10 protein-coding genes are annotated in these 13013 nt (G+C 66.3%); 3 read left to right on the forward strand and 7 right to left on the reverse strand.

Annotated elements, in window-relative coordinates:
- Positions 1-90: 90 nt before the first annotated feature.
- Positions 91-330, reverse strand: coding sequence for a helix-turn-helix domain-containing protein (locus tag C666_RS01760; protein WP_004332978.1), 240 nt, complete (start codon positions 328-330; stop codon positions 91-93).
- The gene (gene dusB / locus C666_RS01765) at positions 327-1349 is read right to left on the reverse strand and encodes a tRNA dihydrouridine synthase DusB (protein ID WP_028792154.1); all 1023 of its coding nucleotides are present in this window, start codon (positions 1347-1349) and stop codon (positions 327-329) included. The genes C666_RS01760 and dusB overlap by 4 nt, the downstream gene beginning before the upstream one ends.
- 213 nt (positions 1350-1562) lie before the next feature.
- On the opposite strand from dusB, the gene C666_RS01770 reads away from it, so the two are divergent.
- Both C666_RS01770 and C666_RS01775 read left to right on the forward strand, forming a co-directional pair.
- Positions 1563-2855: a sigma-70 family RNA polymerase sigma factor gene (locus C666_RS01770; protein ID WP_028792153.1), complete on the forward strand. Its 1293-nt coding sequence runs from the start codon at positions 1563-1565 to the stop codon at positions 2853-2855.
- 94 nt (positions 2856-2949) lie between these two features.
- A complete protein-coding gene (locus C666_RS01775) occupies positions 2950-5298 on the forward strand; it encodes a TonB-dependent siderophore receptor (RefSeq protein ID WP_004332981.1) in 2349 nt (782 codons plus the stop codon).
- Positions 5299-5529: 231 nt separating this feature from the next.
- Here C666_RS01775 and C666_RS20295 read toward each other — a convergent pair whose 3' ends face one another.
- The 5 genes from C666_RS20295 to C666_RS01795 form a co-directional block, all read right to left on the reverse strand.
- A complete protein-coding gene (locus C666_RS20295) occupies positions 5530-5706 on the reverse strand; it encodes a hypothetical protein (RefSeq protein WP_154666170.1) in 177 nt (58 codons plus the stop codon).
- 50 nt (positions 5707-5756) lie between these two features.
- Positions 5757-6962 carry an FAD-dependent monooxygenase gene (locus C666_RS01780; protein WP_004332982.1) on the reverse strand — a complete coding sequence of 402 codons (1206 nt, stop codon included), beginning with the start codon at positions 6960-6962 and terminating at the stop codon, positions 5757-5759.
- Positions 6955-8325, reverse strand: a complete 1371-nt coding sequence (locus C666_RS01785) for an aminopeptidase P N-terminal domain-containing protein (RefSeq protein WP_004332983.1) — start codon at positions 8323-8325, stop codon at positions 6955-6957. Before C666_RS01785 ends, C666_RS01780 begins: the two co-directional genes overlap by 8 nt.
- Positions 8326-8624: 299 nt before the next feature.
- Positions 8625-9341, reverse strand: a complete 717-nt coding sequence (gene murU, locus C666_RS01790) for an N-acetylmuramate alpha-1-phosphate uridylyltransferase MurU (protein WP_028792151.1) — start codon at positions 9339-9341, stop codon at positions 8625-8627.
- Positions 9342-9348: 7 nt separating this feature from the next.
- A complete protein-coding gene (locus C666_RS01795) occupies positions 9349-10383 on the reverse strand; it encodes an aminoglycoside phosphotransferase family protein (protein WP_004332986.1) in 1035 nt (344 codons plus the stop codon).
- Positions 10384-10481: 98 nt separating this feature from the next.
- On the opposite strand from C666_RS01795, the gene C666_RS01800 reads away from it, so the two are divergent.
- Positions 10482-12992, forward strand: coding sequence for an LPS-assembly protein LptD (locus C666_RS01800; RefSeq protein ID WP_004332987.1), 2511 nt, complete (start codon positions 10482-10484; stop codon positions 12990-12992).
- Positions 12993-13013: the final 21 nt, after the last annotated feature.

Consider the following 13013-nt stretch of genomic DNA (forward strand, 5'->3'; position numbering starts at 1 on the left):
GTGGGATCGAAAGCGAGGATTGAAAACGGAAAAACGGGCTGGACTGCGATGCAGGCACTTGATCGCGCGGCGGCGCGATCGTCGTGTTCGTCACAGCAGTTCGTAGTCGGTCAGCTTGCGGCGCAGCGTGTTGCGGTTGATGCCCAGCATCTCGGCGGCAATGGTCTGGTTGCCTCTGGCCTGCTGCAGTACGAACTGCAGCATCGGGCGTTCGACGTTGCGGATCACCATGTCATGGATGGCGGCAGGCTTCTCGCCGTCGAGGTCGCGGAAATACTGGTCCAGCGTGCGGAGGACGGCCTCCGCGATCTCGTTGCTGCGGCCGCTCATGCTGCGAGTTCCTGCGGAAGTTCGGCCTCGTAGCTCAGGCGGGCGTCGGCGTCGGCGAGCTGGCCGAAGAACGCGTCGACCGCAGCGAGCTGCGCGGGGATGTCGGGAATCTGGTTCATCGTGCGGCGGAAGGCGGCGGAGCCGACCAGGCCCTTGGTGTACCAGGAGATGTGCTTGCGCGCGATCTTGACGCCGCGGTCCTCGCCGTAGAAACCGTAGAGGTCGGCCAGGTGTTCGCGGCAGACACGATGGATTTCGCTGACGAGCGGCGGCGGGAGCAGTTCTCCGGTTGCCAGATAGTGTTCGATCTCGCGGAATATCCACGGCCGCCCCTGCGCCGCGCGGCCGATCATCACGCCGTCGGCGCCGGTGTAGTCGAGCACGAACTTCGCCTTTTCGGGCGTGGCGATGTCGCCGTTGGCGATCACCGGGATCTTCACCAGCGTCTTGACCTGGGCGATGGTGTCGTACTCGGCTTCGCCCATGTACTGGTCGGCGCGCGTGCGGCCGTGGATGGCGATGGCGCGGATGCCGGACTCCTCGGCGATGCGGGCGACGACGGGGGCGTTTCTGTTCTGCCGATTCCAGCCGGTGCGGAACTTGAGGGTGACCGGCGTGTGCGGCACGGCCTTGACCACCGCTTCCAGGATGCGCGCGACGAGCGGTTCGTCCTGCATCAGCGCCGAACCCGCCATGACGTTGCACACCTTCTTGGCCGGGCAGCCCATGTTGATGTCGATGATCTGCGCGCCGCGGTCGGCGTTGTAGCGCGCGGCCTCGGCCATCATCGCCGGGTCGGCGCCGGCGATCTGCACCGAGATCGGATCGACCTCGCCGTCGTGGTTGGCGCGCCGCTGCGTCTTCTCGCTGCCGTACAGAAGCGAGTTGGAGGTGACCATCTCGGACACGGCGACGCCTGCGCCCAGCTTCTTGCACAACTGGCGGAAAGGACGGTCCGTCACGCCGGCCATCGGTGCCACGAAGAGGTTGTTGCGCAAGGTAAAGCCGGCGAACTGCATGGGCGTGGGAAGGGCGTCGTAAAAAATCGGAAAGACGCGCATTCTACCCCACACTGCGCTGGATGAGGGACGGCGGCGTGGCCGTTTCATCCCCGGGCATGCCGCCGTGGGGTGTGGTCAAGGCAAGGCAGGGGAGCAGGTTCAGTCAAATTGAAATGAGAATCGGTCGCACATAGAATCACGTTCTTTGCCACTTACCGCAGGGTGAACGGCGTGTCCGGTCTAGCTTCCAATCCTTTGCTCGCCTGCTACCAGGAACATTACGCAGGGCTCCTGCGCTTTCTCACCAAACGCACTCGGTGCCCGGATGCCGCGCAGGACCTGATGCAGGAAACCTGGTTGCAACTCGCCGAACAAGATGGCAGTGCCTTCATCCTCGGGCATGAGGACGGGCTGCGCGCCTATGTCTACACGGTCGCCGCCAACCTCGAAATCGATGAGCGCCGCCATGCCAGCCGCAGCCGCGAGCGTTTCGTCACCGTCGACGATCCGGCCAGCCTGGATGCCTTGGCCACCGTCCCCGACATCGGCCATACCCACCTGACGCGGGAGGCGCTCGAACACATCGGCGCCGCACTCGACCGGCTGCCCCGCCGCACGCGCGACATCTTTCTCGCCAGCCGTCTCGACGGTGCCGCCCGGGCCGACATCGCCGAACGATATGGTGTCTCGCTGAAGACCGTCGAACGGGAGATCACCACCGCCGCGACGCGCCTGGAAAACGCCCTCTACGCCCGCCGCGGCGAGACCCCGCCGGCCGCCACCGGCAGGGCCAGACGCAAGAATCTGTCCCGCCTGCTCGGTCTGGCCGGTGCGCTGCTCGCGTTGCCTGCCGCATGGCAGGGCTGGCGCCACCTCGTTCCCCACTGGCGCGGCGCATGGAGCACCGCCAGCGCCCGCTTCGACGGCCAGGCGTTGCCCGACGGCAGCAGCGTGCTGCTCGACAGCGCCACGGCCATCGAATTCGCCTACTACGCCACCCGCCGCGTCGCCACGCTGCGCCAGGGCGCCGCGTTCTTCCAGGTCGTGCGCGACGCCGGCCGCCCATTCACCGTGCATGCGCTGGATGTGCGCATCACCGTGCTCGGCACGCGCTTCGGGGTGGATGTGGAGGCGGGGCAGGTGCGCGTGGACGTCGAATCCGGCCGTGTGCGGGTGCAGGCGGGCGACGGCAGCGCGCGCGAACTCGGCGCGGGCGAAAGCCTGAGTGTGCGCGAACGCGGCGGCTTCACCGCCGATGTCTCCCACGGACAGCCCGGCCACGCGGCCCCCTGGCGTGAGGGCTGGCTGAACTTCGACGACGTTCCGCTGGAGCAAGCCGTGCAGCGTTTGTCCCGCTACACGCCGCATGCTATTCATGTGGAACCCGGCATTGCCGGGCTGCGGGTCTACGGCCGCGTCAGCATCGCCGACAGCAAGGCCTGGCTGCGGCAACTGCCCAGCATCCTGCCGGTCCGTCTGGTGCAGGAATCCGATGGCGGGCTGCGCATCGTCCGGCGAGCCTAAATTTCATTTTTCTGGGGGTACTTTTGCGGCTGGCGCGTTCTAGCGGTTGAAGCAGCGACAACCTTCCTTCAACCCATACAGGAACATCGCCACCATGGCCCCATGCACCACCCTGCTCGCCGCCGCCCTGTTCGCGCTCGGCAGCGCCCCCGCCATCGTCCACGCCGCCGCCTTCGACCAGCCTGCCCAGCCGTTGTCGCAGGCCCTCGATCAACTCACCCGCCAGGCGGGCCTGCAGGTACTGGCCGCGCCGGAGCTTCTGCGCGGCCAGCAGGCACAGGCCATTCATGGCGCAAGCAACCTTTCCGAAGCGCTGAGCCAGATGTTGCAGGGGACGGGCCTGCGTGGGCGTGTCGAAGGCAATACGCTGGTCATCGAAGCGGTCGGAACGGATGGGGTCACGGCCCTGGCGCCGGTGACGGTGACCGCTGCGATCGACCGCAGCGCGGCCACGGAACATACTGGTGGCTACACTACCAGTGCCATGAATACGGCAACCCGGCTCGGACTTTCCGTCCGCCAGACACCGCAGTCGGTCAGCGTGGTAACGCGCCAGCAGATCGAGGATCAGGGACTCACCAGCATTGAGAGCGTGCTCGAAAGAAGCGTCGGTATCACCCAGAACAAATACGAATCCGACCGTGGGGACTTCAGCGCGCGTGGTTTCACCATCAGCAAGATCCAGATCGATGGTCTGCCTTCCTACGCCAGTAATTCCTTCGATTCCGACGCCTTTTCCGACACGGCGCTCTACGATCGGGTGGAAATCGTGCGCGGCGCGACGGGGCTACTGGCTGGCACGGGAGATCCTTCCGCCACCGTCAATCTGGTCAGAAAGCGGCCGACGAAAGACTTTCAAGGATATGCACAGATTGGCGCCGGCCGCTGGGACACCTACCGGACTGAAGTGGATTTGTCCGGGCCTATCGCTGCTGAAGGCAAAGTCCGTGGGCGTCTGGTGAGCGCCTATGCGGACGGCAAGTCCTTCATGGAGAACTATCAGAAGGACTCCAGCGCCTTGTACGGCATTCTGGAGGCTGACCTGCCTGCCGATGCGGTGCTGAGCATCGGCGTCGACTACCGCAAGAGCCATGTGAATGGCGCGACTTGGTATCCCCCCGTTCCATTATTTTTCTCCGATGGCAGTCGCACCAATTTCTCCCGCTCCACCAGCACGGGCGCCAAATGGGCTTACATCAACAACGAGAGCACGTCCGTTTTCGTCGGTCTGGAAAAGCAGTTCGCCAATGGCTGGACCACCAAACTGCAGTACACCGACCGGGATGCAAAGACGTTTCCCAAGCATATGGGCACCTGGGGCTTTCCGGATCGGGTAACAGGGGGTGGCATGGAGGCCGATTACCAGTCCCAGGACAGCCGTCGCCAGCAGCAGGCGCTGGATATCCATGCCGCTGGTCTGTTTAGCCTTTTCGGACGCGAGCATGAGCTCGTTCTGGGCTATGCCAGAAACACAAGCAAAACCGATACCGAGTGGTTTTATCGCCACTACGGTGCGCCGCTGGGCAGTTTTTACGACCGGCACAATTTCCCTGAGCCGCACGCAGGCAACGGGGCCAGCACGCAGCAGTTCGAACAACGCGAAAGAGCGGCCTATTTGACCAGCCGCTGGAACGTTACCGACCCGCTGAAGCTGATCGTCGGCCTGCGGGTCACCGATGCCGAGCAGGAAATCATCGCCAACGGCGTGCGTACCTCAGCCCGTTACCGCGATGAACTGACGCCCTATGCAGGCGTGGTCTACGACATTTCCCGCAACTACTCGGTCTACGCGAGCTACACCGACATCTTCAAGACGCAGACCGCCCGCAACCGGGCCGGGAATCTGCTGGACCCAGTCATCGGCAAGAACTACGAGGCGGGGGTGAAGGGCGAGTTCTACGACGGCCGGTTGACGGTATCGGCCGCCGCGTTCAAGGTGAAACAGGACAACCTGGCCTCGTTCGACGCAATCGTCGATGGCGAATACCGTTACAAAGCCATCAGTGGCGCGACCGTCGATGGCTATGAGTTGGAGGCATCGGGAGAGCTGACGCCGGACTGGAACATTTCCGCAGGCTTCACCAGGCGCACCATGAAGAACGGTAAGGAGTCCTATCTGGAAACGACCCAGCCTGAAAAACTGCTCCGGCTGAGCAGTTCCCACAGGTTGCCTGGCGCGCTCAGCAAGGTGGTGCTCGGCGGACATGTGACGTGGCAAAGTCGCATCTACGAAAAAGGCTCCGGCCCCGGTGGCATCGATGCCGTGCAGAACAGCTATGCCTTGCTCCATCTCTTCGCCAGCTATCAGGCCGGAGACAATCTGAGCTTCCAGTTGAACATCAACAATGTGTTCGACGAGAAATATATCTCTGGCATTCTGGATGGCTATGGCCGCTATGGCGATCCGCGCAATGTCTGGTTGAGCGCGAAGTACCGCTTTTGATCAGCTCAGCCATTTGAACAGCCCCGGACAAATCGATCGCCGGGGCCGTGACGTTTTGCGATTGTTCCCAGAACGCGGCGCTACCGATGGGCATGGGATTGCCTGTTATCGGATGCCTTCGGCCTGCTCGAGAAACGCCTCGGGGCTCAGGGCGGCCGAGGCGGCCTGCCCCGGCCGTGCGAAGGCAATGTCGAGAAAGATGTTGATGTCCAGCAGGATGCGCATGGCTCGTCACTTGACGTGCTTGCACAGCAGGTGGCGCAGGCGCGCGGCATCGGCATCAGTGGCCTGCGACGCGTCTTCGACTTTGGGCTCGGCCAACCGGCCGCTCCATTGCGCCAGCCAGCAGCCGGCGGCCGACGTCTCCTGCAGTTCGGCCGCCAGGCTCGCTCTCAATGCCTGGCGCACGATTTCCGAATGCGGCGAGTGGTCGCCCGCACTATTGGCGGGCTTCCAGCTCAGGGCCAGGCGCGGGCGCCGAACATCATGCGGCGGGCGATGAAGTTGCGCAGCGGCGGGAAGACGTCGAGCGCGAACAGGGTCGCGCCGCGTGCATGGCGCAGGGGGCCGAAATCGTTGCTGAACACGCGCACCAGGGTGTCGGTGAAGCGGATCGTGCCGAGGCGGTCGAGGCTGCGGCTGCGCGCATAGGCCGCCAGCACGGCGGGGGTGCCGGGGTCGCGCGGCGAGGGGGGGGGCGTGGCGCGCGCGCTTGCGTCGCAGTGGCGCAGCAGCGTATCGGCCAGCGCCCAGACATCGCGCAGGGCGAGGTTGAAGCCTTGTCCGGCGACCGGGTGCAAAGTCTGGGCGGCATTGCCCAGCCACACCGTGCGCGCGCCGACCGCCGATTCGCGGTAGCGCAGCAGCAGTGGGTAGCGCAGGCGCTTGCCGACGCCGCTGAGCTGCACGCGGTTGCCGATGTGGGCCTGCAGGCGGGTGAGATAGGCCTCGTCGTCCAGCGCCAGCAGGGCGTCGGCGGTGTCGGGGCGGGCGACATGGACGAGCGCATAGCCTTCGCCCTTGGGCAGCAGGGCGAGCGGGCCTTCGCGGGTGAAGCGTTCGAAGGCCGTGCCGCGATGGCCGCCGGCGACGGCAAGCTGCGCGATCAGGGCGTGCTGGTGGTAGTTGCGTTCGGCCACGTCCGGGTCGTCGGTGCGTAGCCCGCCTTCGGCGCAGGCGGCCAGGCGCGCGCGCAGCGTGGCGGCCGGGCGGCCGGGGGTGGCCAGGCTGGCGATGATGTCGTCGCTGCCGGGAGCCAGGTTGAGGACTTCGGTTTCGTCCAGCACCGGGATCCCGGCGGCGTCGACGGCGGCGCGCAGGGCGGCGGCGAGTTCGCCGGCCGATACGACGTAGCCCAGCGCGGGCAGTCCATGCTCGGCCGCGTCGATCAGGGTGCGGCCAAGCCCGCCTTGCTGCGAGACGTGGATGTGCTCGATCGCGGTGGCCGCCAGCGCATCCCACACGCCGAGGCCTTGCAGCGTCAGGCGGCTGCCGTGCGCCAGCGCGAGGTCGCGCGGGTCGCTGCTGACCGCTTCGCGGGGCCGGGCGTCGGCCAGCACGATGTCGAGGCCGGCATCCTTCAGCGCCAGCGCGAGCGCCAGGCCGACGGGGCCGGCGCCGACGATGAGCAGGTCGTGCGTGGTATCGGAGGGGATGTCAGCCATGGCGTGTCTCCCGCATCAGGGCCTCGATGTCGGCAACGGCCTTGGGGACGTCTCCGGTGATCAGCTCGCAGCCGCTGGAGGTCACCACCGCGTCGTCCTCGATGCGGATGCCGATGTTCCAGAAACGTTCGGGGACGTCGGCCGCCGGGCGGATGTAGCAGCCGGGCTCGATCGTCAGCACCATGCCCTCGACGAGCGGGCGCCATTCGCCGCCGACCTTGTACTCGCCAGCGTCATGCACGTCCATGCCCAGCCAGTGGCCGGTGCGGTGCATGTAGAAACGGCTGTAGGCACCGCTTTCGATCACGCCGTCGAGGCTGCCATCGAGCAGGCCGAGGTCGATCATGCCCTGGGCGAGCACCTTCACCGCGGCTTCGTGGGGTTCGTTCCAGTGCGCGCCGGGGCGGGTCGCCTCACGGGCGGCATGCTGCGCGGCCAGCACGATTTCGTATACCTCGCGCTGCGCGGCGCCGAAGTGGCCGTTGACGGGGAAGGTACGGGTAATGTCCGAGGCGTAGCCGTCGAGTTCGCAGCCGGCGTCGATCAGCAGCAGGTCGCCGTTGTGCAGCAGGTGGTCGTTTTCGACGTAGTGCAGCACGCAGGCGTTGGCACCGCCGGCGACGATCGAGGTGTAGGCGGGCGCCTGGCTGCCGGCGCTGCGGAAGGTGTGCAGCAGTTCGGCCTCGATCTCGTATTCGTGGCGGCCGGGGCGGGTGGCGCGCATGGCGCGGCAGTGGGCCGCGGCGGAAATCCTTGCGGCGCGGCGCATGGTGGCGAGTTCGGCGGCGTCCTTGACCAGGCGCATCTCGTCGAGTTCGGCGCGCAGATCGCGTATCGAATGCGGCGGCGCGATGCCGCTGCGCGCCTTGCCGCGCACGTTGTTCAGCGCCCCCAGCACGGTGGCGTCCCATATGTTGTCGTAACCCAGGCTGGCCCACACCAGCGGTTGGTCGGCCAGGTAGTCGGGCAGGCGCTTCTCCAGGTCGCCGATGGTCCAGGCTTCGTCGAAGCCGAAGATTTCGCGCGCCGCATCCGGGCCATGGCGGTAGCCGTCCCAGATCTCACGTTCTTCGTTCTTCTCGCGGCAGAACAGGATCTGTTTCGGCTGCTCTCCCGCGACCAGCACGACGACGGCCTCGGGTTCGCGAAAGGCGGTGAGGTAGTAGAAATAGCTGTCGTGCCGGTAGGGGTAATGGGCGTCGCGGTTGCGGATGCGCTCGGGTGCGGTCGGCAGCACGGCGACGCCGCCGCCCGCCGCCTGCATGCGTGCGAGCAGGCGCGTGCGGCGTGCGCGGAAAGGGGCGAGGTCGGGCGTGGCGGCGAAATCGGGACGGCTCGGGGCGGGTGGGGGCGGTACGTTCATTGCGCGATTATCGCACTGTTGCACCGGTCTGCTACGGCTTCCCTTGGGCCTCTGGGTGGCGATCGAATCTGCTGCCTCTCTCCCGTGTGTCCTGGAAGCGCGCCCTCAACCTGCGTCAGATTAAGGCACTTGCACGACGTTTTGGCGTGCCGTTGGAAGTGTTTGCCGACTGTCCATGTGCAATCCTGGGCAGGCCTCACAAGGATCGATGATCGCAGGCCAAGGTGTCGTGGACGGCACTGGAAGATTCTGAGCGGACCGATATCGCTCATGCTCGTGTTGGTTGGCTGTTTCCGTACTCAGCCTGTTCCGGTCCGCAGGCTACGATCGAGCGCCGCAAGCTGGGCGGGGGTGCCGACGTTTTCCCAGTGGCCGTCGTGGCGTTCGCCGGTGGCGTGGCCGGCGGCGATGGCGCTGCGGTAGTAGGGGGTCATCGCCACTTTTTCGCCGCGGGCGATGGCGCTGAACAGGCGGGTATCGTAGAGGCCGATGTTGCCGAAGGTGAGGCGTTCGGCGCCGTCCAGCGACAATCGGCCGCCGCTGCCGAGGGCGAAGTCGCCAGCCGGGTGGAAAGGCGGGTTGGGCACCATGACGAGGTGCATGCGCGGTTCGGCGCTGCCGGCCATTTCGGCGGCGCGCGGCAGCAGGCGGCGGTAGTCGTAGTCGGTGTGGATGTCGCCGGAGACGGCAAGGAAGATTTCGCCGGCTGCGTTCTCCGGCGTGTCGGCCAGCAGCGGCAGGGCCTGGGCGATGCCGCCGGCCGTTTCCAGCGCGCTTGCTTCCGCCGAGTAATGCAGGCGCACGCCGTAGCGCCCGCCGTCGCCGAGGGCGGCCTCGATCTGGTCGCCGAGCCAGGCGTGGTTGATGACGATGTCGCCGATGCCGGCGCGGGCGAGAGCTTCGATCTGCCACACGATCAGGGGTTTGCCGCCCGCTTCGAGCAAGGGCTTGGGGCGCTGGTCGGTCAGCGGGCGCATGCGCTCGCCGCGGCCGGCGGCGAAGATCATCGCTTTCATCTTTGGCTCAGAAGGTATAGCCGACCTGGGTGTCCTCGGGGTCGAGGCGGTCGAGCAGCTTGAGCAGCGGGCCGAGGTCGCGGTAACGCTTGCAGGCGCGGCGCAGGTAGTCCATCACCAGCGGCATGTCGGCCAGGTAGCCGCCCTTGCCGTCGCGGTGGTGGAGGCGGGCGAAGATGCCGAGTACCTTGAGGTGGCGCTGCACGCCCATCCATTCGAAGTCGCGGTGGAAATCGGCGAACTCGCCGCGCACCGGCAGGCCGAGTTTCTTCGCCGTTTCCCAGTAGCGGATCAGCAGATCGAGGATGAACTCTTCGTCCCAGCGGATGTAGGCGTCCTTGAACAGTGACACGAGGTCGTAGGTGATGGGGCCATGCACCGCGTCCTGGAAATCGATGATGCCGGGGTTGGGGCCGAGGCCGTCGCCGGGTGCGAGCCGCATCAGGTTGCGCGAGTGGTAGTCGCGGTGCACGAAGACCCGGGGTTCGGCGAGGTTGACGTCGAGGATGCGGTCGAAGACGGTGCGCAGTTGTGCCGCTTCGGCGTCGCTCAGCGTCGTGTTCTTGTGGCGGGCGATGTACCACTCGGGGAACAGCATCATCTCGCGCAGCAGCAGGGCGCGGTCGTACTCCGGCAGGACGCCGGGGCGGCTGGCATGCTGGATGGCGGCAAGTGCGCCGAGCGCGTCGGCATAGAGGTGGGCGGCGTCGTGCAGGTCGGCGCCACCGGCCGTCTGCAGGGCGGAGAGGTAGGTCGTGGCGCCGAGGTCGGACAGCAGCAGGAAGCCGTGTTCGAGGTCTTGCGCCAGTACGTCGGGCACGTGCGCCCCGGCATTGCGGAACAGTGCGGCCACCTGCAGCCAGGGGCGGATGTCTTCCTTTTCGGGCGGAGCGTCCATGACGATGCGGGATGGGCCGCCGTCGGCAAACGTGGCGCGGAAGTAGCGGCGGAAGCTGGCGTCGGCAGAGGCAGGCGCGAGGTTGAAGGCCTGGCCGGGCAGGATGGATGCGAGCCAGGCGCGCAGTTGTTCGAGGCGTTGCAAGCGGTTCTCCACGGGCGTTCGTGTACAATCCGCGAGTTTATCAACACGGTCGTGCGACAGGGGATTGCCCTGCGAACGACAGGAACCGTTCGCCTGTCATGCCTCTGAATACGCGCATGCGCCTGATCCCTTTCCTGCTGTGCTGGATGTCCGGCACGGCGCTTGCGGCCGGCCTGCAGCCCCTGGTCGTTTCGCCCGACCTGGTACGCAGTCCGAAGGCCGCTGCCAGTCCGGCGTCCGCCCCCGGCGCGGTGACGGCCGGGGCGCCTGCAGCCGCTTCCAGACCCGTTCCGGCGCAGGCGGCTCCGGACGTGAAGCCGCCTGCCGAAGGACGGGCTGCACAGACGCAGCCGGCCCCGGCTTCGCCGCCGGCACAGGCCGAGCAGGCGCGGAGGCGCCCCGCCCCTGAAGCGGCAGCGCTGCCAGCGGGAAGCACCTCGGTCAAGGCGCTGAGGATTCTCGGTGCGCGCAGTATCGAACTCGTTGCCGACGGCGACGCCGAGCTGCAGCGTGACGACATGGTTCTTACCGCCGATCGCGTCACCTACCGCGAGCCGATCGACGAGGCCGTGGCCGAGGGCAATGTCGAGCTGCGGCAGGGCGAGGATTCCATCGCCGGGCCGAAGGCGACGATGGTGGTCGGCGAGAGTACGGGCACCTTCGAGTCGCCGGCCTACGAGCTTACGCGCCAGCGCCAGCCGAATCTGACCGGGGAGGAAGTACGGACGGTGTCGGGCCGTGGCCAGGCCGATCTGCTGCGCCTGGAGGGCGAGAACCAGTACCGCCTGGAAAACGCGACCTGGTCGACTTGCCAGGCCAGCGACCCCGACTGGTACATCAAGGCGCGCGAGCTCGACCTGGACTACGACCGCGAGGTCGGGACGGCACGCAACGGTTCGATCGTGTTCATGGACGTGCCCATTCTCTGGATGCCGTGGGCGGAGTTTCCGCTGACCGCACGGCGCCAGTCCGGCCTGCTGCCGCCGACCTTCGGTTCGTCGAACAAGACGGGGGCGGATCTCGCGGTTCCGTATTACTGGAATATCGCGCCCAACTACGATGCGACGATCACGCCGCGCTTCATGAGCCGGCGCGGCGTCCAGATCGGCGGCGAATTCCGTTACCTGGGCGAAACCTACCGGGGCGAGTCGCGCGTCGAGTGGATGCCGAAGGACCGCCTGGCGGGAGAGGAGCGTACCCTGGCGTCCATCCAGCACGAACAGCGGATCACGCCGAGCCTGTACGGCTCGCTGGATCTGAATTCGGTGTCGGACGACCGTTACTTCGAGGATCTGTCGTCCCGGATCGGCGTCGCGTCCCGGGTCAACCTGCTGCGGCAGGGGCAGCTCGTGTATCGGGGGTCGAGCTGGTGGAATGCCGTCATCCGCGCACAGAGCTACCAGACGCTGAATCCGGATGAGGAGTCGAGAAACGTCGCGCCCTACCGACGCCTGCCGCAGATCCTGGTGAAGGGGCAGCGCCCGGACCTGCCGGGAGGGCTGTCGGCATCCTTCAGCACCGAATACGTAAAGTTCGCGCATCCCGATGCGGACCGGAACAAGGACGAGGGAACACGCTTCGTCGCCTACCCGCAGCTTGCCTTGCCGCTGGCCGGGGCAGCCTGGTTCGTGACGCCGAAGGCGGGACTGCACTACACCAGCTACGACATCGACCGCTCGCCGCTGACCGCCACGCAGCGCAGTTCGATCACGCGTTCGGCGCCGATCTTCTCGGTGGATTCGGGCCTGTTCTTCGAGCGCGAGGCGACGATCTTCGGCGGCGACTACCTGCAGACGCTGGAGCCGCGCCTGTATTACCTGCGGGTTCCGTCGCGGGACCAGGCCGACATTCCCAACTTCGACACCAGCCGCTTCGACGTCGGCTTTGCGCAGATGTTCTCGGAGAACCGCTTCTCAGGCAGCGACCGGATCGGCGACGCCAACGATCTCACCGCGGCGCTGACCACGCGCTTCATCGATTCCGGCAGCGGCGTGGAGCGCCTGCGCGCCATGATCGGGCAGCGTTATTATTTTTCCGACCAGAAAGTCTACCTGTACAACGAGGACGAACTGAGGGACGCAGGTCGTGGCACGGAGGTTCTCCTCGGGCTCGGCGGGCGGATTTCCCGCGAGTTCTCGCTGAATTCCTACCTGCAGTACAACACCGAGACCAGCCGGACCGAACGGGCGAATTTCAACCTGCGCTACCAGCCCGACTACGCCAAGGTGCTGAACATCAGCTATCGTTATGCGCCCGAACTGCGCATCGCGGAAAACCTCGTCGGCCTCGAGGATGTCGATGTGTCAGGCCAGTGGCCGCTCGGGCGGGGCTGGTACGGCGTTGGCCGGGTGACGCATTCGCTGTTGGAGAACCGCGTCACCGAGGCGATCGGCGGCCTCGAGTACAACGGCGGCTGCTGGGTGTTCCGTGTCGCCGTGCATCGCTTCGCGATCGAGCGCGACGACGTCTCGCAGTCCATCTACGTCCAGCTCGAACTCAACGACCTGGCCGGCATCGGCTCCAACCCGCTCAACCTGCTGACGCGCAGCGTGCCTGGCTATGGCAAGATCAACGACTCTTCGGCCGACCGCGTGTTCGGCATGGATTGAAACCGTGCGAGCCACCCCTCA

Source organism: Thauera linaloolentis 47Lol = DSM 12138, from assembly GCF_000310205.1.
In the GTDB taxonomy this organism is placed as follows: domain Bacteria; phylum Pseudomonadota; class Gammaproteobacteria; order Burkholderiales; family Rhodocyclaceae; genus Thauera; species Thauera linaloolentis.